We start from the raw sequence: 21,254 nt of genomic DNA, 5'->3' as shown, positions 1-21,254 counted from the left end.
GGCCGCGCCAGATAAAGGATCTGGGGTTCGTTGAGGATCTGCAAAGAAGGATCTTTTTTTCACTGTTTTGCAGTTATCTCCACCGGATTTAAGCAGGTGAAGAAATGCAAGTTGCTGATTTTGCTAGGGTGCGCGTGTTTCCCGTGGGGATTGGGACGATCTCGGGGGATCTCGTTGTGCGCGGTCTGGTTCGCTAAATATCTTTTGTTTCAGTTGGTTAGGTTCAATTCGAGGGATTATGGAAACTGAAATTTTGAAGCGGCACTGAGCGGGGCGGAAGCTGCGGCGAGTGCGCCACGGAAAAGAGGTTTTTTATTGTTTGTGTCCGGTCACGCGAGGACGGGCGAACACTGAAGGAAACCGATCACCAGAATCTCTGTCGCCACTCTGTCGCCACTCACCACCAGAATAACAAAAGGCCATCCGATTGGATGGCCTTAAGTCATTGAATTCTAATGGTGCCCGGGGTCGGACTCGAACCGACACGATTATTCATCGGCGGATTTTGAATCCGCTGCGTCTACCGATTTCGCCACCCGGGCAACTGCGGGGAATTATACGAATGGCGCGATACCATGCAAGGTGTTTTTCTATTGCCCGCACCTATTTGTTCATTTATTCAACGCCTTGCCGATGCAGGATCAGTTACATAGAATGCCGCCATCATCTTAATGGAATAAAAACGATGGCCAAGCGCAAACAAGTCCAACAAACGCCCCCCTCTTCCACCACACCAGGCTACCCGTCTGCCGGGCTGCTGCGCCGTCTCGGCGCCCTGATCTATGACTCCCTGGTGGTGACCTCCTTGCTCATCATTGCCGGCTTTATCGGCATGGCAGTGGCCAAATTACTGCTGGTGACCGGCATGGCCAGCGTGCCGGCAGGGGAAGATTCCCTCTGGTTGCTGACCCGCCACCGCTACAGCCTGATCTACACCCTCTGGCTCGCCTTCGTCATCTGCGGCTTCTACACCTGGTTCTGGACCCGTGCCGGCCAGACCATCGGCATGCGCGCCTGGCGTCTGCGCATCCAGAATGAAGATGGCAGCAACATTCGCATCACCCAGGCGCTGATCCGCCTCGCCACAGCCGCCTTCGGTCTTGGCAACCTGATGTGCCTGTTCAACCGCAAGGAGCCGCGCGCCTTCCAGGATATCTGGGCCGAATGCAGGGTCGTGGTGCTGGACAAACAGGCCAACCTGGAGCTGCTGAACAAGTAATTCACACCGGCAGCAACGAAAGAGGGCACCCGATGGGTGCCCTCTTTGCATTTCAAACAGCGCGTTACTGCTTGCGACTGAGGATGTAGAAGGAGATACCGCCAAACAGCAGGCTGGGGGCGACGGCCGCCAGAATAGGGGGCACCGAATAGACCAGGCTGACGGGACCAAACACCCGATCGCTCACGTAGACGGCGAAGCCAGTCATGATCCCCATCAGCATCCGTGCCCCCATGCTCACCGAGCGCAGCGGGCCGAAAATGAAAGAGGAGGCCAGCAGGATCATCGCCACCACGGAGAAAGGTGACAGCAGCTTGCGCCACAGCTCCAGCTTGTAGCGACCGGCATCCTGCTTGTTGGCATCCAGATAGCCGATATAGTCCTGCAAACCGGAGACCGAGAGATTCTCCGGATCCACACTCACCACCCCCAGCTGCTTGGGCGTGAGTTCGGAGCGCCACTCCATCTTCTCATGCTGCTCGCTCTGGATCCGGGTCGGGTCATCGAAACGGGTCACCTGCGTCTGCTTGAGCAGCCAGTGGTGTTGCTCGAACACGCCTTCCTGCGCCTGGATGACGTCGATGAGCTTGCGATCCGGAGTGAAGCGATAGAGGGTGATGCCGGTCAGGGCGCCATCGTTGCGCACCCCGTTGATATTGACGAAGTTGTTGCCATCGCGAGCCCAAACGCCATAGGCCGAGACGGTCAGGCGCCCTTCCGACAGGGCCCCCGCCTTGATGTCATCCGCCATCCGCTTGGCGATGGGCGCCACGTATTCGCCCATCAGGCCCACCACTATCATCAACGGGATGGCCGTCTTGAGCGCCGCCATAACGATGCTGATCTTGGAGCGACCCGCCGCCTGCATCACCACCAGCTCTGAGCTGGTAGCGAGCTGGCCCAGACCAATCAGACCGCCCAGCAGGGCCGCCAGCGGGAAGAAGAGCACGGCCTCTTTCGGCATGGAGAGCAACACAAAATAGAGCGCATTGACCATGTCGTAGTTGCCGTCCCCAACCGACTTGAGCTGCTCCACATACTTGATGAGCGCAGCCAGACCGACCAGGGTCACTTCGCACAGCAGGATCGACATGAAAATGATCCGGCCGATATATCTGTCGAGAATACCAAACATCAGCAGAGACTCCCCTGTTGCAGCATCATGCTGATTTTTCCCTCAAATACAGGCGCATAGAGCGGGTGCGACATCAAAGTGATCCGGTCGCCATGTCTGTCGAGAATGCCAAACATCAGCAGAAGTTCCTATGTTGCAGCATCATGCTGATTTTCTTTTGAAATACTGACCCTTCACCCGGTTCCACCAGCTGGTGCCCTGCAGGTTGAGAGGCAGGCCGATGAACAGCAGGTAGGCGAGCGGCACCAGGAACATCCCGGGCCAGTAGGGCAGACGGCCGCTGTCGATGGCCGAACGGGCGGCACTGAGCAGCAGGAAATAGGAGAGATAGAGCAGGATGGCCGGCAACAACTTGGCATAGCGCCCCTGACGGGGGTTGACCCTGGCCAGCGGCACTACCAGCAGGGTCAGCACCGGAATGGAGAGGGGCAGCGAGATGCGCCACTGCAGCTCCGCCATCAGGCTGTTGTCCTGGGTCCCCAACAGCTCCACGGTCGCCTTGGCGGCCGCCTTGCGATTGGAGTGTTCCATCTCCTGCTGACGGACGACCAGCCCATACTCGCGAAAATCGGAGATCTGGAACTGCTTGCCGGAGAAGTGCCCCTCGTAACGGGAACCATCCTTCAGAGTCAGCCATTGCAGCCCGTCATCATCAACGCTCACTACACCTTCGTCCGCAACGACCACTGAAGGAGGCTTGTTCCCCTCGGCCCGCTGCAACACGAAGACTTTCTGCAACTTGGAGCCGTTTTCGTTCAAATCCTGGATGTAGGCAACCAGCCGCCCCTTGTCGAGCTCCATGAAACGACCGGCCTGCAGGAAGGAAACCCCGGGATCGGCCTTGAATTCGTCGATCACCTGGTATTCCCGCTCCTTGGCCAAGGGGGCTACCCAACCGGTATTGAAGGCGGCCACGGCCGCCGTCAGCAAGGCCAGTACCATGGCGCTGCGCATCACGAAACGATGGCTGAAACCCACCGCATGCATCACTGTCATCTCGCTTTCTGCGTACAGACGACCGTGGGCGAACAAGATGGCTAAAAACAGGCTGATTGGCAGCATCAACAAGGCCATGTTCGGCAGGTTGAGCAGCAGCAGGGTGGAAACCAGACGCGTCGGCACCTCACCATCGGCGGCATCGCCAATGATCTTGATGAATTGTTGGCTAACAAAGATAAGCAGCAATACGAATAACACTGCCAGCTGGGTTTTCAGGGTTTCCCTGAACAAATATCGGAAAACGATCACAGTCATTCCCAAGTAAACTTGTGTTTTTAGTCGAATGCCTGAAAAATAGGGCCGTATACTGGATTTTTACCAGTTTGAACTGCGGAGCCAGTGGCTGTTCGCTCCGCCTCTGATACCCCAACAAGCACCGCATTATTCAATAAAAGGTGCCTTTTGTCTTTAGGATGTAGGAGATTCCATGGAGTTCAGTGTAAAGAGTGGCAGTCCTGAGAAGCAACGCAGTGCCTGCGTCGTCGTCGGCGTCTTCGAACCCCGTCGTCTCTCTCCGGTTGCCGAACAACTGGACAAGATCAGCGATGGCTACATCAGCTCGCTGCTGCGCCGTGGTGACCTGGAAGGGAAACCGGGTCAAATGCTGCTGCTGCATCAAGTTCCGGGCGTGCTCAGCGAACGTGTGCTGCTGGTGGGTTGTGGTAAAGAGCGCGAGCTCGACGAGCGCCAGTACAAGCAGATCATCAACAAGACCATCACCACCCTGAACGAAACCGGCTCCATGGAAGCGGTCTGCTTCCTGACCGAGCTGCACGTCAAGGGTCGGGATACCTATTGGAAGGTGCGCCAGGCGGTGGAAACCACCAAGGCGGGCCTCTACAGCTTCGATCAGTTCAAGACCAACAAGGCCGAGCCGCGTCGCCCGCTGCGCAAGCTGGTATTCAACGTGCCGACCCGTCGCGAGCTGACCATAGGCGAAAAAGCCATCGCTCACGGTCTGGCCGTGGCGAAAGGGGTGCGGGTCTGCCGCGACGTGGCCAACATGCCGCCCAACGTCTGCAACCCGGCCTATCTGGCCTCCCAGGCCCGTCGTCTGGCCGATGCCTTCGACAACATCACCACCAAGGTGGTGGGCGAGCAGGAGATGGCCGAGCTCGGCATGAACTCCTACCTGGCGGTGGCCCGCGGCTCGGAAAACGAAGCCATGATGGCCATCATCGAATACAAGGGCCATCCGGATGCCAAGCCCATCGTGCTGGTGGGCAAGGGGTTGACGTTTGACTCCGGCGGCATCTCCATCAAACCGGCGGACGGCATGGACGAGATGAAGTACGACATGGGCGGCGCCGCCTCCGTGCTCGGTACCATGCACGCCCTGGCCCAGCTGCAGCTGCCCATCAACGTCATCGGCGTGTTGGCGGGCTGCGAGAACATGCCGGGTGGCAACGCCTATCGTCCGGGTGACATCCTCACCTCCATGTCCGGCCAAACCATCGAAGTGCTCAACACAGATGCGGAAGGCCGTCTGGTACTGTGCGATGCCCTCACCTATGTCGACCGTTTCGAGCCGGATACCGTGATCGACGTGGCGACCCTGACCGGTGCCTGCGTCATTGCCCTGGGTCACCACACCTCGGGTCTGCTGGCCAACCACAACCCGCTGGCCCATGAGCTGCTCAACGCCTCCGAACAGGCCGGTGACCGTGCCTGGCGCCTGCCCCTGTTCGACGAGTATCAGGAGCAGATCGACAGCCCGTTTGCCGACATGGCCAACATCGGCGGTCGTCCGGCTGGCACCATCACCGCCGCCGCCTTCCTGTCGCGCTTCACCAAGAAGTACAACTGGGCCCACCTGGATATCGCCGGGACCGCCTGGAAGAGTGGCAAGGAGAAGGGTTCCACCGGTCGTCCGGTGCCCCTGCTGACCCAGTTCCTGCTGAACCGGGCCGGCGTGGATATCGAAGAGAAAGAGTAACTCTCCTGCCCCATCTGATGCGTGCATCAATGGGGTTGGCGTTACCCCGAACCACAAGGAAGAGGCCCGCCTCTTCCTTGTTTCATTCTTGTGTCAGTGAGCCGCCGACAGGACAACGCCCTGTCAGCCTCGGCGACGGTCAATTTTCCGTCACCGCAAAACGGGATCCACCTGATGAGCCAAGTGACTTTTTACCTGATGAGCGAACAGGATGACGAACGGGGCAGTGCCGTCGAGCGATTCGTCTGCCAACTGGCGGCCGACTCCTGGGGCACAGGCCACCTCTACCTGTTCTGCGACGACGAGGCCCAGGCCCTGCGCCTGGACGAACTGCTGTGGCAACTGCCGCCGGATCGCTTCGTGCCGCACCAGCTGCAGGGCGAAAGCGGCCAGGCACCGGTGGAGATAGGCCACCAGCCACCGAAGCGGCGCTACACCCGCCTCGTCAATCTGGCCAGAGAAACACCTTTGTTTGCAGGACACTTCGCTCAAGTGGTAGATTTTGTCCCCACTGACGAAACGCAAAAGCAGCAAGCCCGCGAGCGCTACAAGCACTATCGCCAGGCGGGCCATACCCTCGAGATGAGGGATCAGCCCGTCCTTGCCGCACCGGATCCGGCGCAGCCCTGACTGCGCCGCCTGTGATCCACGACGAATCAACACCAGAATCCATCCATCCAGAATACGGCGAGACCATGGAAAAGACTTTTAATCACAACGCCATCGAACAGGCGCTCTACCAGCACTGGGAATCTCAGGGCTACTTCAAGCCCCACGGCGATACCAGCAAAGACTCCTTCTGCATCATGATCCCGCCGCCGAACGTCACCGGCAGCCTGCACATGGGTCACGCCTTCCAGCAGACCCTGATGGACACCCTGATCCGCTACAACCGCATGCAGGGCAAGAACACCCTGTGGCAGGCGGGTACCGACCACGCCGGTATCGCCACCCAGATGGTGGTTGAGCGCAAGATCGCCGCAGAAGAGGGCAAAACCCGTCACGATTACGGCCGTGATGCCTTCATCGACAAGATCTGGCAGTGGAAGGAAGAGTCCGGTGGCACCATCACCCGCCAGATGCGCCGTCTCGGTGATTCCGTGGACTGGGAGCGCGAGCGCTTCACCATGGATGAGGGTCTCTCCGCCGCCGTGCAGGAAGTGTTCGTCCGTCTCTACGAAGATGGCCTGATGTACCGCGGCAAGCGCCTGGTGAACTGGGATCCCAAGCTCAACACCGCCATCTCCGATCTGGAAGTGGAAAACCGCGAGATCAAGGGCCACATGTGGCACCTGCGCTACCCGCTGGCCAACGGCGCCAAGACCGCCGAGGGCAAGGATTACCTGATCGTCGCCACTACCCGTCCGGAGACCATGCTGGGCGATACCGCGGTCGCCGTGAACCCGGAAGATCCCCGCTACAAAGCCCTGATCGGCCAGCACATCCTGCTGCCGCTGGTGAACCGTCTGATCCCCATCGTCGCCGATGAGCACGCCGACATGGAGAAGGGCACCGGCTGCGTGAAGATCACCCCGGCCCACGACTTCAACGATAACGAAGTCGGCAAGCGCCACAGCCTGCCGATGATCAACATCTTCACCCTGGACGCCCACGTGCGCGCCGAGGCCGAAGTGGTCGATACCAACGGCAACCCCTGCACTGCCTACGACGCCGCCCTGCCGGCCGAGTTCGCCGGTCTGGAGCGCTTCGCAGCCCGCAAGGCGATCCTGGCCAAGCTGGAAGAGCTGGGCCTGCTGGACGAGATCAAGGATCACGTGCTGCAGCAGCCTTACGGCGATCGCGGTGGCGTGCCCATCGAGCCGATGCTGACCGACCAGTGGTACGTACGCGTGGCGCCCATGGCCAAAACCGCCATCGAAGCCGTCGAAGATGGCCGCATCCAGTTCGTGCCCAAGCAATACGAGAACATGTACTTCTCCTGGATGCGCGACATTCAGGACTGGTGCGTCTCCCGTCAGCTGTGGTGGGGTCACCGCATCCCGGCATGGTATGACGACGCCGGCAACGTCTATGTGGGCCGCAGCGAAGAGGAAGTGCGTACCAAGCACAACATCCCGTCCGTGACCGTACTGCGTCAGGACGAAGACGTGCTCGATACCTGGTTCAGCTCCGCCCTGTGGACCTTCTCCACCCTAGGCTGGCCGAACAACACAGAAGCGCTCAAGACCTTCCACCCGACCGACGTGCTGATGAGCGGCTTCGACATCATCTTCTTCTGGATCGCCCGGATGATCATGATGACCATGCACTTCATCAAGGACGAAAACGGCCAGCCACAAGTGCCGTTCAAGACCGTCTACATTACCGGCCTCATTCGTGACGAAGAAGGCCAGAAGATGTCCAAGTCCAAGGGCAACGTGCTGGATCCCCTCGACATGATCGACGGCATCAGCCTGGAAGATTTGCTGGAGAAGCGCACCGGCAACATGATGCAGCCGCAGATGGCCGAGAAGATCGCCAAGCGGACTGCCAAGCAGTTCCCGGAAGGGATCGGCGCCCACGGCACCGACGCCCTGCGCTTCACCCTGGCGGCGCTCGCCTCTACCGGTCGCGACATCAACTGGGACATGAAGCGCCTGGATGGCTACAACAACTTCTGCAACAAGCTGTGGAACGCCTCCCGCTATGTGCTGATGAATACCGAAGATCAGGATTGCGGCTTCTCTTCGCAAGGTAATGGCGGCGAGATGCAGTTCAGCCTGGCGGATCGCTGGATCCAGTCCCAGCTGCAGGTGGCCATCCGCGATTTCCGTACCGCGCTCGATACCTACCGCTTCGATATCGCGGCCGGCGTGCTGTACGAATTTATCTGGAACCAGTTCTGTGACTGGTATCTGGAACTGACCAAGCCGGTACTGACCAAGGGCTCCGAGGCCGAGCAGCGCGCTGCCCGCCACACCCTGGTGACTGTTCTTGAGACTCTGCTGCGTCTGGCGCACCCGATCATTCCGTTCATCACCGAGACCATCTGGAAGTCGGTGGCCCCGCTGGCCGGCGTACACGCCGACACCATCATGATGCAGGCCTTCCCGGAGTTCGACGCCACCAAGGTGGACGACGCCGCGATGGCGGATCAGGAGTGGGTGAAGGAGTTTATCGTCAGCATCCGCAACATCCGCGCCGAGATGAACGTGGCGCCGAGCGTGCCCCTCAACGTGCTGCTCAAGTGCGATGCCAAGGATGCCGAGCGCGCCGCAGAAAACGAGGCCTTCCTCAAGTCCCTGGCCCGTCTGGAATCCATCCGCGTGCTTGGCGAAGGTGAAGCCGCGCCCCTGTCGGTGAAGAAGCTGATCGGTGCCACCGAGTTGATGATCCCGATGGCCGGTCTCATCGACAAGGATGCCGAACTGGCCCGTCTGGCCAAAGAGGTAGCCCGTCTGGTGGGCGAGTGCGGCCGCATCGAAGGCAAGCTCGGCAACGAGGCCTTCGTCGCCAAGGCGCCGGAAGCGGTCATCGCCAAGGAGCGCGAGAAGCTGGAAGATTATCGTCTCCAGCTGACCAAGCTGGAAGCCCAGCAGGCCGAAATCGCCGCCCTGTAAGTCGACCCGTCCAGTCCCGAAAAGCCCCCTGCCAAGGGGGCTTTTTTATTTGTGCTGCGTTGGCACACCCTTTGCTGAGTGTTGTTCACTATCCACAACAGTTTGGGAAGGATGAGCGATGAAACGGTGGATCCAACATTTCTATCAACTGAACCGCCTTAACTGGCTGATGGTCTGGTTGCTGCTCTGCTGCAGCATCATATTGCTGTTTCCGGCCGCTCTGATGAACGGCGCCGTCAGCCAGTGGGCCACGGATCACGCGGCCTGGCTGGGGGTCGGCATGCTGATCGCCATCTCCTACTTCTGCAGTCAGGGATTCCTCATCGCCTGGGAGTGGGGTTGCGAAGAGTGGCAATCACGCCGCCAGCAGGACCAGCTGGCCCAGATGATCGGCTTTCTCGACTTCAACGAGAAGGCGGTGCTGCGGGAGTTCGTGCTGCAGCGTAAAAGCGTCATAAACCTGCCGATCACCGAACCTGCCGTCAAAAATCTGATGGATGCCGGCGTGCTCACCTACGCCTATGGCAGACCGCTGCGGGAGAAGGATGACGAGAACCAGATCCGTGCCCTGATGATCGCCCTGCCGGCCCGGCCGCTGCTCACCTACAAAGTGCTGGGGCTTTCGCGCGGCAAGATGAGCGAGGAGCAGGTGGAGCAGATCATGAACGCCCGTCCCAAGTTCGCCCAGAAGAGCTTCCAGCGCTAAACGCCGCTTCCCGAAAAGAACAGAGCCGGACACTGTCCGGCTCTGTTTTATCCCTCTTTTATCAGCCCTGTGGCTTACCCCTTGAGGCTGGAGCAGAAGCTCACGTCATCCTGCAGCGGATCGTTGCTCACGCTGTGGTAGAGCTCGAAGCAGGGGCCGTCGCCAAACTCCAGCCCGGCCGCGACTATGTCGCCGATGTGCTCCTGCCAGCGCGGCCCGTACTGGCTGCGATCCGTGATGAGGTAGCGGGACTGGGCATAGCGTCCGGCGGGGATGAGCTGGGTCTCCACCTCCCCTTCGCCACGCACCTCGGCCGGTACCGTGATGCCGATGTCGGTGCGGCACTGGGCCGGCGGCGTCACCTCCGGGTTGTCGTGGTAGATGAAGATCCACTCCCCGCCCTCCAGGCCACGCACGGCCGCCCACTGGTGCAGCCGGCCGCAGACGGCGTCATATCCTTCACCATAGGGACCGGTCACCCGGATATAGGCCAGGGTACGGGCATCCATCTCGACAGTTTTCATGGTGTTGCTCCTTGCTGATGTCTGGCCTTCAGCATAAGGGAGCAGGTCATCCCATGCGTGTCCCTCCTTGCTCTCCAGGTGTCCATTCTTGCGCTTGTCGCGGCGAAACTCCCCCGGAGTGCAGCCGTAGTGGCGACGAAACGCCTTGGCAAACGCCTGGGAGCTGGCAAGCCCCGCCCCGAGGGCAATGGCGGTAACGCTGGCGTCGGTGTAACAGAGCTGCCAGGCCGCCCGCTGCATGCGCAGGCGCCGGCACATCTCCCCTGGCGTCTCGCCAGCCACGGCGGTAAACACCCGGTGGAAGTGGTAGAAGGAGAGGCAGGCGTGGCTCGCCAACGCCTCGATGGAAAGGTCGGGATCCTGCTCCAGCGCCCGGATCACCGGCCGCAATCTGGCCCGATAGTCGACAACCACTCAGCCCGCCTCCCTGATCCGCGCCATGTAGAGGGCATCCACATACTCGCCCTGACGAAAGGCGTAACCACGGGCCAGCCCCTCTTCCACAAAACCGAACTTGCGATAGAGCGTTTGCGCCGCCTGATTGTCGGTATAGACGGTGAGCTCGATGCGGCGCAGGTTGAGCCAGTTGTCGGCCATCTCCAGCGCCGCCACCAGCAGAGCCGAGCCCACCCCCTTGCCGGCCCAGTCATCCCTTACCCCCATGCCGATAGAGGCAACATGCTTGCGCCTGGGATTGGGCTCGATATGGAGTGAAATATTCCCTGCCAGCAGGCCATCGACCTCCGCTACCAGCGCCACCACGCTGCCGCTCTCCAGCCGCTTCTGCCAGACCCCCAGGGTCGGATAGGGCAGTTGCAAGGTGCCCGCCTGGGCATTGGGCATGGCGTAGAGATCCCGCAGGGCGGGGGCGTCGGCCGGTTCGGCATGGCGGATGGTGATATGCATCTGAGGCTCCTTCTCGAAAGCTTCATCATGCAGCATCACAAGGAGCCGGTCACCCCCTGCCACACCCATTTGCAATGCCTATCAAAAGGTGAGGAAAGGCCCATTGGCGCCTTTGTCTCGTGATCCGTAGGCTGGACCCCATATCAACGAGGAGAAGCATCATGACCGACAAGACCCTGCACAGCGCCAACGGCGCCCCCGTCGTCGACAACAACAACAGCCTCACCGCCGGCCCGCGCGGCCCCGTCCTGCTGCAGGATGTCTGGTTGCTGGAAAAACTCGCCCATTTCGATCGCGAGCGCATCCCGGAGCGGGTGGTGCACGCCAAGGGCTCGGGCGCCTACGGTACCTTCACCGTGACCCATGACATCAGCCAGTTCAGCAAGGCCGACCTGTTCAACGCCATCGGCAAGCAGACCCCGGTATTCCTGCGCTTCTCCACCGTGGCGGGCGAGAAGGGTGCCGCCGATGCCGAGCGCGACGTGCGCGGCTTTGCCCTCAAGTTCTACACCGAGCAGGGCAACTGGGATCTGGTGGGTAACAACACTCCGGTCTTCTTCATCCGCGATCCGCTGAAGTTTCCCGACTTCATCCACACCCAGAAGCGCGACCCGCGCACCAACCTGCGCAGCGCCACCGCCGCCTGGGACTTCTGGTCCCGTCACCCGGAATCCCTGCACCAGGTCACCATCCTGTTCAGCGACCGCGGCATCCCCAAGAGCCTGCGCGAGATGAACGGCTACGGCAGCCACACCTTCAGCTTCATCAACGACGCGAACGAGCGCTTCTGGGTCAAGTTCCACTTCAAGACCGAGCAGGGTCACAGCTTCTACACCGATGAAGAGGCCGCCACCGTGGTCGGCCAGGATCGGGAGACCAGCCAGGCCGACCTTTACAACGCCATCGAGCGCGGCGACTTCCCGCGCTGGAAGGTCTATGTGCAGGTGATGCCGGAGGCCGAGGCCCACACCAGCAAGGTGCACCCGTTCGACCTCACCAAGGTGTGGCCCCACAGCGACTACCCGCTGATCCCGGTCGGCGTGCTGGAGCTCAACCAGAACCCGGACAACTACTTCGCCCACGTGGAGCAGGCCGCCTTCACCCCGGCCAACGTGGTGCCCGGCATCGGCTTCTCGCCGGATCGCATGCTGCAGGGGCGGCTGTTCTCCTACGGCGACACCCAGCGCTATCGCCTCGGGGTCAACCACGGCCTGCTGCCGGTCAACGCCCCGCGCTGCCCGTTCCACACCGCGCACCGTGATGGCGCTATGCGCAGCGATGGCAACGGTGGCGCCAGCCCCAACTACCAGCCGAACCGCTTCGGCACCCAGACCCCGAGTGGCCAGCACGAGCCGGCCCTGAGCCTGGAAGGAGCGGCGCTGCACTACGATTTTCGCGACTACGACAGCGACTACTACAGCCAGCCGGGGGCGCTGTTCCGCCTGATGGACGAGGGGCAACGCGCGCGGCTCACCGCCAACCTGGCCCGCTCCCTGGTCAATGTGGAGGACGACGCCATCGTCGCGGCCCAGCTCAAGCACTTCGAGCAGGCCGACCCCGAATATGCCAAGCGGGTAGAGCTGGCCCTGGCTGCCCTGCAGCGCTAAGCGGTCTGCCAATAAAAACGGGGGCCCGAGGGCCTCCGTTTGTACAGTCGCCAGTTGTCATGCACAAAAAACGGAGCCGAGGCTCCGTTTTTCAATGCTGCATCAATCTCGGACGGAACGTGCTTCCCGTTCTTCCCGCTCTCTGGCCAACAGGCGTTTGTACCACCAGCTACTGCGACGACGTTGTGCATTGGAAGAGCGACGAGCCATTTCTTAGGTTCCAGCCATGAGATGAAAGGAGGTGCATTATGCGATATGGATCACGTCTGTGTCTTTAGCTGGATCAAGAAAAGCTCACTGGCCGACGGTAATTGTCTGACGGTTTTTGTCCCTCGCCGGCTCGGCACTAGCCTCCACCGGGGAGCGCCAGATCAGGGGGCCATTGCTCTCCAGCTCGTTTTGCGGCCCGCACTCCAGCCAGGTATCTCCCTGCCGGATGCGCGCCCCCTGGGAATATTTCTGATCCTGGTACCAGCAGATACGCTCCGACAAGGCGTTCAGCGGCAACACCAGCTCGGTAGCGGCCGAATCATCCACGACCGTCGTCTTCAACGAGGCCTGCGCAGGGGTCTGCCAGAGAAGCGCCAGCAGGCAGGGCAAGAGGTATCTCATAGGGGTCATCCTGTTTTCTGTGGAAGCTCTTTTCAGGAAGCGACCACTCCCCGGGTTTACTTGACCGATAAATAGACGACTGGCTGGTATTCCGGAACCAATATGGTAGCCTGCCAGCGCCCGCCGGCAGCATCTCGCGGCCAGCAGCACATTCCCGGTGAATTTGTCGTTTCAAGACAAAATATAACCTTATTTATCAAATCGTTATTGGATATTATCCCGATGCGTATCATGCCGTTGCTCAAGGCGGCCTGCCTGAGCCTGATGTTGTCTGCCTGCGTTGCCCCCCTGTTGATGATGAGCCCCACCAGCCAGCTGATGTGGGCCCTGCTCAAGCCACTGGTCGGCTTCGACCCCAATGAAGTCAATCTGTTCGAACAACCGCTGATCAAGGATCGGATGACCGCCATCCTCGGCCCCAACTACGACACCACCATGCAGCTGCTCAAGACCGCCAACGAGCTGCAACAGGAGGGCCCCCTGTTCTACGTGATCTCCCGCTACGCCCCGGTACCGGACATCGCCAAGCAGGCCGGCATGGTGTGGAACTCGCAAACCAACCAGATGTCCGTGCTGCTGCAAAAAGGGGATGGCTCTACCCAGACCTTTGGTGAGAATCTGGCGGCCACGGCCCCCGTCTGGCCAAGCGCAATGCAAGGCTGGCAGAGCAATCCCATCACCCAGGCAGCCGCCACCCTGAGTGGTGCGGGCAGCAATGCCATCCTCGACACCGTCGTGAATGGGACCCAAGGCAGCGTCACCGACGCCCTGAGCCAGCAGGCTGGCAAGACCATCGCCGATACCGCCAAACAGGGCGTCAACAGCGTGGCGACCTCCACCAGCCAGGCGGCCACCAAGGCGGTCACGACTCAGGCCAAACAAGTCACCGGCAGCGCGGCAGCCAGCATCAGCCAGGAGGCCACCAAGGCGGTGACGACCCAAGCCAAGCAAGCCACCAGCAGCGCGGCAGCCACCGTCAGCCAGGAGGCCACCAAGGTTGTGACGACTCAGGCCAAGCAAGCCACCAGCCATGCGGCAGCCACCAAAGCGGTGACGACTCAGGCCAAGCAAGCCACCAGCCATGCGGCAGCCACCGTCAGCCAGGAGGCCACCAAGGCGGTGACAACCCAGGCCAAGCAAGCCACCAGCAGTGCGGCAGCCACCGTCAGCCAGGAGGCGGCCAAAGCGCTCAGCAGCGCGACCGCCCCCCTGAGCGACGAGGCGCAAACCGAAGCCCGGACCCAGGCCGAAGCCGAACTGGAAGCTCTGTTCAAATGACAACAGGCCACCGCGAGGTGGCCTGTTTTTTTCCGCTCTATTGGATTGGCCCGGTGACGCAGGATATCCACCACCAGCTTGTGACGTTATGGCAAAGGGCACATAGACTGTTAGATAGTCTCAGGCACACTCGATGGAAGGAGTGCACCATGCGCCACCTGCTCGCGGCTCTCGCCTTGCTCTCTCTGCTGATTGCCCTTCCGGCGCCGGCGCTTATCTACTATTCCGAGCAGAACATGCCGCTCAATGGCCAGGACAAGGACGGCAAATCCATCGGTATGGCCGTCGAGCTGCTGCGCCTGATGTGGCGCGAGATGGGTGAGCCGGAGCAGCCCATCCACTTTCTGCCCTGGGCTCGTGGCTGGTACCTGCTGACCCAGCAACCGGATGCCGTGTTGTTCAGTACGGCGCGCACCCGGGAGCGGGATCCCCACTTTCTCTGGGTCTGCCCCATCAGCAATTCACGGGTCTCCCTGATGGGCCGCAAACAGAATGCCCCCAAAGTCGCCAGCCGGGAGGATCTCGCCCCGCTGCGGATCGGCGTCATGCAAGCCGATGTGGGGGAGCAGCTGTTGCTGAACCGGGGACTGGCCCCGGGCAACATGATGGCAGTCGAGCGGATGGATCAGGTGGTGCGCCAGCTCATCATGGCACGCACCGATCTGGTGGCGGGCAACGAGGTGATGTTGCGCCATCAGGTCAGGGAGCTGGGCTTTCCCAACGAAGACTTCGTTACTGTCGCCATACTGGAAGAGCAGGACAACTGCTTTGCCTTCAATCCGCTGGCCGACAAACGACAGGTCGCCCGCCTGCAGCAGGCACTGGACAAGGTGCGCCAGAGCCGCGAGTTCCAGCAGTTGCTGGCCCGTTACCAGCAGGCCAGCACCCTGCCCAAATCCCAGTCCCCTCTGCTGCGCATAAAATAAACGCCGCCATTACTCTCCCGCCCCGGCAGGAGTCTGTGGCGCCGTGATCAGGTGATTCAGGAAGAAATGGAACAGCTCGGCGCGCGAACCGAGGCGCAACTTGCCATAAAGGTGCTTGCGGTGATTCTTCACCGTACCGCTGCCAATCCCGAGCTCGGCAGCAATCGCGTCGGTATCCAGCCCCTGCAGCAATAACCCGGCCACCTGCCGCTCCCGGCGGGTGAGCAGATCCCCTCCCACGCTAGCCATCCCCTGCTCCACCGCCCTCTTGATAAGGGCGCTGTCCGGCAGGGCGGTTCCCTCCGCCAGCCGCGGTTGTGCCTGCTGCCAGTGCTGGCGGCAAAGTGAGTGCACCAGGGGGAACAACTCCTCCAGCCTGGCCAGCTCTGCCGCCCCAAGGCTCTGGCGCTTGCCGAGGCGCCCCAGAAACAGCACCAGGGTCAGCTCCTCGCGCACCGGCAGGATAAGCCCCACCTCCTCCTGCCAGCCGGTAGCCTGGTAGAAGTGCTGACGATAGTCGGGATCCAGCCTGCCCTGTGACACCTGGGCCAGGGTCCAGACCCCTGCCCCCAGGCCCGCCTTCAACGCCTGCATAAAGGGATCCTGACTGAAGTGGCTGGTGAGGTAGCGATCAAACAACAGCGCCCGCTGATGGTTCAGGTTGTCATAGAGGTAAACGGGGCGCTGGCCGACTCCCAACAAGAGCGCGCAATCGAAGGCCACCTGCTGGCGAATGAGCCGCACCAGGGCCGCCGGAAAGGCACTGCCGTTCAGGGCCTCGACCACCTCGGTCAGGTGGGGAATAAGCGATGGGTTGGTGCTGGATGAGTGGCTGCCGGTCATGGTGTTGTCGCTCCCGCTGCGGGGAAGAGGGCACCCCGTCACACCCTGTGATGCTAGCACGCCAGTGGCAAAACTGTCCCCTGGGGGACATAGCGGCGAGGCCCCCCTAACGGTGAGGATAAGGGCTTTTCCCCTGTTGTTGGAGCCCCCATGATCAACCCCCATCTGCTTGACGAGCTGACCCGGCGCGGGCTTATCGCCCAGAATTCCGACCCGGAGGCGCTGGCCTCCCACCTGGCCGATCCGCGCACCGTCTATTGCGGGTTCGATCCCACCGCCGGCAGCCTGCATATCGGCCACCTGGTGCCGCTGTTGATGCTACGCCGCTTCCAGCTGGCGGGTCACACCCCGGTGGCCCTGGTGGGCGGCGCCACCGGCCTTATCGGCGACCCCAGTTTCAAGGCAACCGAACGAACCCTCAACAGTACCGACACCGTGCAGGGCTGGGTGGCCAGCCTGTCGGCCCAGATCAAGGCTTTGCTACCGGCAAGCGACGGACTGGCTGCCCCCGTGCTGGTCAACAATGCCGACTGGATGGGGCAGATGTCGGCCCTCGACTTCCTGCGCGACATCGGCAAGCACTTCTCGGTCAACGCCATGCTGGCACGGGAATCGGTGCGCCAACGGCTGGCCCGCCCGGATCAGGGCATCTCCTTCACCGAGTTCTCCTACGCCCTGCTGCAGTCCCAGGACTTTGCCGTGCTGCACCAGCGCCTCGGCTGCACCCTGCAGATTGGCGGCAACGATCAGTGGGGCAACATCACCAGCGGCATGGATCTCACCCGCCGCCTCCATCAGGCCCAGGTCTACGGCATGACCCTGCCCCTCATCACCAAGGCCGATGGCACCAAGTTCGGCAAAACCGAGGGCGGGGCAGTCTGGCTCGATCCGCTGCTCACCTCTCCCTACGCCTTCTACCAGTTCTGGCTTGGCACTGCGGACGAGGATGTCTACCGCTTCCTGCGCTACTACAGCTTCCTGCCCTTAGCTGCCATCGACGAGCTGGAGGCGGAGGATGCCACACGGCAGGGGCGCAAGCAGGCGCAGCAGGTGCTGGCGGACGAGCTGACCGAACTGGTCCACGGCAAGGAGGCGCTGGCGGCGGTGCGGCGCATCAGCGAGCTGCTGTTTTGTGGCGACGTGGCCCGCCTCGGGGAGAGCGACCTGGCCCAGCTGGCGCAGGATGGTATGCCGAGCAGCCGTATCGAGGGGGAGACAGACCTGGTTAGCCTGCTGGTGAGCTGCGGCCTGGTCAGCTCGAAGCGCATCGCCCGCGAGCTGCTGGCGGCGGGAGCCATCAGCCTCAACGGCGAAATCCGGCAGGATGAACAGCTGGGCCGGGGCGAGCGCCTGTTTGACCGCTACCTGCTGCTGCGCCGGGGCAAGAAGCAGTACCATCTGGTGGAGTGGCTGGATTGAGCCAACTGACTGATACGACAAGGGGGCCGACATGGCCCCCTTGCTGTTTTCTCATTGCGGCTTGTTGGCCCCAGGTAGCGGCCGCCAGGTGAGGCGAGTCACCTGGGTGCCCTGTACCTCGCACTGGAGGCCAAGATCCTGCCACCCCTTCTCCTGGCGCAGGGAGACCTCCCCCGCGATCCCCTGCTCGCTGACCTTGAGCTTATCCTGCTCGAAGATCACCTTGTCGCCCCCGGCCAGTGCCATCAGCTTGCCACTGCAGAGCCAGTGGGCAAGATCGGCCCCCTTGAGCTTGACACCGCCGCTGGCCGCCTTGCGCTCCGCCGGGCTGGGGGCGAACAGCCCGGCCAGCTCGGCAGCCCGTTTGGTGAGCCAGCTCTCGCGCTGCTGCATGCTCATCTTGCTGACAAACTCGGCGGGCTGACCCTTCTCGTCCAGCCACTGGACCAGCTTGCCCCCGTCATCGAAACCGAACCGGGCGGCAGGCTCCTTCACGCCGGACAGCTTGCCCCCCTTGAAGTAGTAACGGCTCTCCCCCTCCTGCTTGCCCTGCTCGTTCATGATGGGCACGGCGATGATGACGGGGGCGCCGTCGATCCAGGCCTGGATGTCGACGCCGTCGTAACTCAGTAGCCGGGTATCGAGGGCACTATCGGCCCCCTTCTCCATCAGGGTGAACTGCTCTTCAAGGGGGCTTGCCACGGCAGAAAGGGAACAGAGTCCCAGCCCCAGGCCGAGGCTCAGGGCGATCACGGTATTGCGCATAAGTGTCCTGTCATTGGCCATCAAGGCCAGGGTTAACTCTCTATCAGCCAGGCGCGCAGCCCCTCGCGATGGGTCTCGCTCAGGGGCAGGGACTGGCGGGTTTGGTAATCGAAATGGATCAGGGTCGTCTCGGCGGTGACGGCCAGCTCGCCTCCCTGCCAGGCTTCCTGCCAGAGCGTGAAGGAGCTTGAACCGATGCGGCGCACCCCGGTTTTGATCAGAACCGGCTGACCGTAGAACAGCTCCCGTTTGAACTGCACCGTGTAGCCCGCGATGATCAAGTGCCAGTTGTGCACGTCCAGCTCGGGGGAGAAGATCCGGAACAGGGGATCCCGCGCCGATTCGAACCAGACCGCCGGCACCGTATTGTTGATGTGTCCGAGGGCATCTGTCTCCTGAAAACGGGGGTGGATCTGCATTTCCAGCATGAGGTGACTCCTTGTCAGCAGGGATTGGCGACTCGCCATCATTGATGGATCAAGATGTTACCCGATGAGAGACCCAAAAGGACAGGTACATGCCGCGGCGCTCGTCACCGCCATGGTGTGTCGCAACCTGGCCGGCCGGGCACCAAAAAGCCCCGCACGGCAGGCCATGCGGGGCTTGGTTTCAGGGGGGTCAGTCCAGCAGATCGAAGCGATCCGCGTTCATCACCTTGTTCCAGGCTCTGACGAAGTCACAGACGAACTTCTCCTTGCTGTCGTCCTGGGCGTAGACCTCGGCGTAGGCCCGCAACACCGAGTTGGAGCCAAACACCAGATCCACCCGGGTGGCCGTCCACTTCAGCTGGCCGCTGCTGCGCTCCCGCAGCTCGTAGAGGTTGTTGCCGGCCGGCACCCACTGGTAGGCCATGTCGGTCAGGTTGACGAAGAAGTCGGTGGTCAGGGCGCCCGCCCTGTGGGTGAAGACCCCATGCTGGGTGCCGCCATGGTTGGTGCCCAGCACTCGCATCCCGCCCACCAGCACCGTCATCTCGTGGGCCGTCAGCCCCATCAACTGGGCGCGATCCAGCAACAGCTCCTCCGGCGTGACCACATAGTCCTGCTTCAGCCAGTTACGGAAACCGTCGGCCAGGGGCTCCAGCACGGCGAAGGAATCCACGTCAGTCTGATCCTGACTGGCATCGCCCCGGCCTGGCGAGAAAGGCACGTTCACCGTCACCCCCGCCGCCTGGGCAGCCTGCTCTATGCCCAGATTGCCCCCGAGCACGATCAGATCGGCGACGCTCACCCCGCATTCTGCGGCCAGCTTGTCATAGACGCCCAGCACCCTGGCCAGCCGCTCCGGTTCGTTGCCCGGCCAATCCTTCTGCGGTGCCAGCCGGATGCGGGCGCCATTGGCCCCACCCCGCTTGTCGGAACCGCGGAAGGTGCGGGCACTGTCCCAGGCGGTGGTCACCAGCTCGCCGATAGTGAGACCACTGGCGGCGATCCTCGCCTTGACCGCGGCCACGTCATAGTCGCTGCGACCGGCTGGTACCGGATCCTGCCAAATCAGATCCTCGGCCGGCACATAGGGCCCCACATAACGGCTCTTCGGCCCCATGTCCCTGTGGGTCAGCTTGAACCAGGCGCGGGCGAAGGCGTCGGAGAAGGCGGCCGGATCGGCGCGGAAACGCTCGGCTATCTTGCGATATTCGGGATCGAACTTCAGCGCCATGTCGGCATCCGTCATCATCGGCTTGCAGCGGATCGAGGGATCCTCCACATCCACCGGCATGTCCTCTTCGGCGATGTTGATGGGCTCCCACTGATGGGCGCCGGCCGGGGATTTTTGCAGCCACCAGTCGTACTTGAACAGGAGTTCGAAGTAGCCGTTGTCCCACTTGGTCGGGTGGGTGGTCCAGGCCCCTTCAATGCCGCTGGTCACCGTATCGCGACCGATCCCGCGACTGCTGTGGTTCATCCAGCCCAGTCCCTGCTCCTCAAGGGCGGCCCCCTCAGGCTCGGGGCCAAGGCGTTTGGCATCACCGTTGCCATGGGCCTTACCAACGGTGTGGCCACCGGCGGTCAGGGCCACTGTCTCCTCGTCGTTCATGGCCATGCGGGCGAAGGTGACTCGCATATCCTGTGCAGTTTTCAGCGGATCAGGCTGGCCATCCACCCCTTCCGGGTTGACGTAGATGAGCCCCATCATCACCGCCGCCAGCGGGTTTTCCAGATCCCGTTCACCAAAGTAGCGACCGCCCGGCTTGCTGCTCGGCACCAGCCACTCCCGCTCGGAGCCCCAGTAGATGTCTTTTTCCGGATGCCAGATATCCTCGCGGCCGAAGGCGAAACCGAAGGTCTTGAGCCCCATGGACTCATAGGCCACGGTACCCGCCAGGATCATCAGATCGGCCCAGCTGATCTTGTTGCCGTATTTTTTCTTGATGGGCCACAGCAGGCGCCGGGCCTTGTCGAGGTTGGCGTTGTCAGGCCAGGAGTTGAGCGGGGCAAAGCGCTGGTTGCCGGTACCGCCACCGCCACGACCGTCCGCGATGCGATAGGTACCGGCTGAGTGCCAGGCCATGCGGATCATCAGGCCGCCATAATGGCCCCAGTCGGCGGGCCACCAATCCTGGCTGTCGGTCATCAGGGCCGTTACGTCCCGCTTGAGCTCGGCTATGTCGAGCTGCTTCAGGGCCTCCCGATAGTTGAAACCGGCCCCAAGGGGATTGGTCTTGCTGTCATGCTGATGGAGGATGTCGAGGTTAAGACTCTTCGGCCACCATGCCATGCCGGAGGTCTCGACCGAGGTGGAGCCACCGTGCATGACCGGGCATTTTCCGGGGGCACTTGCTGGATGTTTGCTCATCGCTGTCCTCATTTACTTTATGG

At 61.8% G+C, this 21,254-nt stretch carries 18 protein-coding genes and 1 tRNA gene; 9 read left to right on the top strand and 10 right to left on the bottom strand.

The features are described 5' to 3' along the window. Positions 1 to 456: 456 nt before the first annotated feature. Positions 457 to 542, bottom strand: a tRNA-Leu gene (locus I6L37_RS05715). Positions 543 to 685: 143 nt separating this feature from the next. On the opposite strand from I6L37_RS05715, the gene I6L37_RS05710 reads away from it, so the two are divergent. Next, on the top strand, positions 686 to 1,219 hold the full coding sequence (locus tag I6L37_RS05710; protein ID WP_216993484.1) for an RDD family protein: 534 nt from the start codon (positions 686 to 688) through the stop codon (positions 1,217 to 1,219). A gap of 64 nt (positions 1,220 to 1,283) precedes the next feature. On the opposite strand, the gene lptG is transcribed toward I6L37_RS05710, so the two are convergent. Continuing rightward, positions 1,284 to 2,354: an LPS export ABC transporter permease LptG gene (lptG, locus tag I6L37_RS05705; protein ID WP_124239238.1), complete on the bottom strand. Its 1,071-nt coding sequence runs from the start codon at positions 2,352 to 2,354 to the stop codon at positions 1,284 to 1,286. Positions 2,355 to 2,495: 141 nt separating this feature from the next. After that, positions 2,496 to 3,608, bottom strand: coding sequence for an LPS export ABC transporter permease LptF (lptF, locus tag I6L37_RS05700; protein ID WP_216993483.1), 1,113 nt, complete (start codon positions 3,606 to 3,608; stop codon positions 2,496 to 2,498). A gap of 172 nt (positions 3,609 to 3,780) precedes the next feature. On the opposite strand from lptF, the gene pepA reads away from it, so the two are divergent. The 4 genes from pepA to I6L37_RS05680 all read left to right on the top strand — a co-directional run bounded on the left by pepA (position 3,781) and on the right by I6L37_RS05680 (position 9,555). Beyond that, the gene (gene pepA, locus I6L37_RS05695) at positions 3,781 to 5,289 is read left to right on the top strand and encodes a leucyl aminopeptidase (protein ID WP_026455991.1); all 1,509 of its coding nucleotides are present in this window, start codon (positions 3,781 to 3,783) and stop codon (positions 5,287 to 5,289) included. A 174-nt stretch (positions 5,290 to 5,463) separates the two neighbouring features. Further along, on the top strand, positions 5,464 to 5,919 hold the full coding sequence (locus I6L37_RS05690; protein ID WP_216993482.1) for a DNA polymerase III subunit chi: 456 nt from the start codon (positions 5,464 to 5,466) through the stop codon (positions 5,917 to 5,919). Positions 5,920 to 5,984: 65 nt separating this feature from the next. Continuing rightward, positions 5,985 to 8,849 carry a valine--tRNA ligase gene (locus I6L37_RS05685; protein WP_216993481.1) on the top strand — a complete coding sequence of 955 codons (2,865 nt, stop codon included), beginning with the start codon at positions 5,985 to 5,987 and terminating at the stop codon, positions 8,847 to 8,849. Between the two features lie 118 nt (positions 8,850 to 8,967). Then, the gene (locus I6L37_RS05680) at positions 8,968 to 9,555 is read left to right on the top strand and encodes a superinfection exclusion B family protein (RefSeq protein ID WP_026455989.1); all 588 of its coding nucleotides are present in this window, start codon (positions 8,968 to 8,970) and stop codon (positions 9,553 to 9,555) included. A gap of 74 nt (positions 9,556 to 9,629) precedes the next feature. On the opposite strand, the gene I6L37_RS05675 is transcribed toward I6L37_RS05680, so the two are convergent. Both I6L37_RS05675 and I6L37_RS05670 read right to left on the bottom strand, forming a co-directional pair. Beyond that, positions 9,630 to 10,493: a GyrI-like domain-containing protein gene (locus I6L37_RS05675; RefSeq protein WP_216993480.1), complete on the bottom strand. Its 864-nt coding sequence runs from the start codon at positions 10,491 to 10,493 to the stop codon at positions 9,630 to 9,632. Beyond that, on the bottom strand, positions 10,494 to 10,985 hold the full coding sequence (locus I6L37_RS05670) for a GNAT family N-acetyltransferase (RefSeq protein WP_216993479.1): 492 nt from the start codon (positions 10,983 to 10,985) through the stop codon (positions 10,494 to 10,496). Between the two features lie 161 nt (positions 10,986 to 11,146). Here I6L37_RS05670 and I6L37_RS05665 point away from each other — a divergent pair, with 161 nt between their 5' ends. After that, positions 11,147 to 12,592, top strand: coding sequence for a catalase (locus I6L37_RS05665; protein WP_216993478.1), 1,446 nt, complete (start codon positions 11,147 to 11,149; stop codon positions 12,590 to 12,592). A 294-nt stretch (positions 12,593 to 12,886) separates the two neighbouring features. Here I6L37_RS05665 and I6L37_RS05660 read toward each other — a convergent pair whose 3' ends face one another. Continuing rightward, positions 12,887 to 13,204 carry a DUF1496 domain-containing protein gene (locus I6L37_RS05660; protein WP_216993477.1) on the bottom strand — a complete coding sequence of 106 codons (318 nt, stop codon included), beginning with the start codon at positions 13,202 to 13,204 and terminating at the stop codon, positions 12,887 to 12,889. Between the two features lie 222 nt (positions 13,205 to 13,426). On the opposite strand from I6L37_RS05660, the gene I6L37_RS05655 reads away from it, so the two are divergent. Further along, positions 13,427 to 14,482: a hypothetical protein gene (locus tag I6L37_RS05655; RefSeq protein WP_216993476.1), complete on the top strand. Its 1,056-nt coding sequence runs from the start codon at positions 13,427 to 13,429 to the stop codon at positions 14,480 to 14,482. Positions 14,483 to 14,631: 149 nt separating this feature from the next. Next, complete coding sequence (locus I6L37_RS05650) at positions 14,632 to 15,408, top strand: ABC transporter substrate-binding protein (protein WP_042025001.1); 777 nt, start codon at positions 14,632 to 14,634, stop codon at positions 15,406 to 15,408. 9 nt (positions 15,409 to 15,417) lie between these two features. On the opposite strand, the gene I6L37_RS05645 is transcribed toward I6L37_RS05650, so the two are convergent. Further along, a complete protein-coding gene (locus tag I6L37_RS05645; protein WP_216993475.1) occupies positions 15,418 to 16,251 on the bottom strand; it encodes a helix-turn-helix transcriptional regulator in 834 nt (277 codons plus the stop codon). Positions 16,252 to 16,401: 150 nt separating this feature from the next. On the opposite strand from I6L37_RS05645, the gene tyrS reads away from it, so the two are divergent. Next, on the top strand, positions 16,402 to 17,670 hold the full coding sequence (tyrS, locus tag I6L37_RS05640; protein ID WP_216993474.1) for a tyrosine--tRNA ligase: 1,269 nt from the start codon (positions 16,402 to 16,404) through the stop codon (positions 17,668 to 17,670). Between the two features lie 51 nt (positions 17,671 to 17,721). On the opposite strand, the gene I6L37_RS05635 is transcribed toward tyrS, so the two are convergent. From I6L37_RS05635 to katG, 3 genes are all read right to left on the bottom strand, one after another. Next, entirely contained in the window at positions 17,722 to 18,435 is a 714-nt protein-coding gene (locus I6L37_RS05635) for a hypothetical protein (RefSeq protein ID WP_216993473.1), read from the bottom strand. A gap of 32 nt (positions 18,436 to 18,467) precedes the next feature. Continuing rightward, positions 18,468 to 18,863, bottom strand: coding sequence for a thioesterase family protein (locus tag I6L37_RS05630; protein WP_026457237.1), 396 nt, complete (start codon positions 18,861 to 18,863; stop codon positions 18,468 to 18,470). 190 nt (positions 18,864 to 19,053) lie between these two features. Further along, entirely contained in the window at positions 19,054 to 21,231 is a 2,178-nt protein-coding gene (katG, locus tag I6L37_RS05625) for a catalase/peroxidase HPI (RefSeq protein ID WP_216993472.1), read from the bottom strand. Positions 21,232 to 21,254 lie beyond the last annotated feature (23 nt).

The organism is Aeromonas sp. FDAARGOS 1407 (assembly GCF_019048725.1).
Lineage (GTDB): Bacteria > Pseudomonadota > Gammaproteobacteria > Enterobacterales > Aeromonadaceae > Aeromonas > Aeromonas enteropelogenes.
This window is presented reverse-complemented; position numbering and strand designations above follow the sequence as displayed.

Coding starts and splice junctions, on each gene's coding strand:
- I6L37_RS05650 (WP_042025001.1), top strand. CDS start 14,632: ATGCGCCACCTGCTCGCGGCTCTCGCCTTGCTCTCTCTGCTGATTGCC.
- I6L37_RS05710 (WP_216993484.1), top strand. CDS start 686: ATGGCCAAGCGCAAACAAGTCCAACAAACGCCCCCCTCTTCCACCACA.
- katG (WP_216993472.1), bottom strand. CDS start 21,231: ATGAGCAAACATCCAGCAAGTGCCCCCGGAAAATGCCCGGTCATGCAC.
- I6L37_RS05630 (WP_026457237.1), bottom strand. CDS start 18,863: ATGCTGGAAATGCAGATCCACCCCCGTTTTCAGGAGACAGATGCCCTC.
- I6L37_RS05665 (WP_216993478.1), top strand. CDS start 11,147: ATGACCGACAAGACCCTGCACAGCGCCAACGGCGCCCCCGTCGTCGAC.
- tyrS (WP_216993474.1), top strand. CDS start 16,402: ATGATCAACCCCCATCTGCTTGACGAGCTGACCCGGCGCGGGCTTATC.
- I6L37_RS05645 (WP_216993475.1), bottom strand. CDS start 16,251: ATGACCGGCAGCCACTCATCCAGCACCAACCCATCGCTTATTCCCCAC.
- lptG (WP_124239238.1), bottom strand. CDS start 2,354: ATGTTTGGTATTCTCGACAGATATATCGGCCGGATCATTTTCATGTCG.
- I6L37_RS05670 (WP_216993479.1), bottom strand. CDS start 10,985: ATGCATATCACCATCCGCCATGCCGAACCGGCCGACGCCCCCGCCCTG.
- pepA (WP_026455991.1), top strand. CDS start 3,781: ATGGAGTTCAGTGTAAAGAGTGGCAGTCCTGAGAAGCAACGCAGTGCC.
- I6L37_RS05660 (WP_216993477.1), bottom strand. CDS start 13,204: ATGAGATACCTCTTGCCCTGCCTGCTGGCGCTTCTCTGGCAGACCCCT.
- I6L37_RS05680 (WP_026455989.1), top strand. CDS start 8,968: ATGAAACGGTGGATCCAACATTTCTATCAACTGAACCGCCTTAACTGG.
- I6L37_RS05635 (WP_216993473.1), bottom strand. CDS start 18,435: ATGCGCAATACCGTGATCGCCCTGAGCCTCGGCCTGGGGCTGGGACTC.
- lptF (WP_216993483.1), bottom strand. CDS start 3,608: ATGACTGTGATCGTTTTCCGATATTTGTTCAGGGAAACCCTGAAAACC.
- I6L37_RS05690 (WP_216993482.1), top strand. CDS start 5,464: ATGAGCCAAGTGACTTTTTACCTGATGAGCGAACAGGATGACGAACGG.
- I6L37_RS05655 (WP_216993476.1), top strand. CDS start 13,427: ATGCGTATCATGCCGTTGCTCAAGGCGGCCTGCCTGAGCCTGATGTTG.
- I6L37_RS05685 (WP_216993481.1), top strand. CDS start 5,985: ATGGAAAAGACTTTTAATCACAACGCCATCGAACAGGCGCTCTACCAG.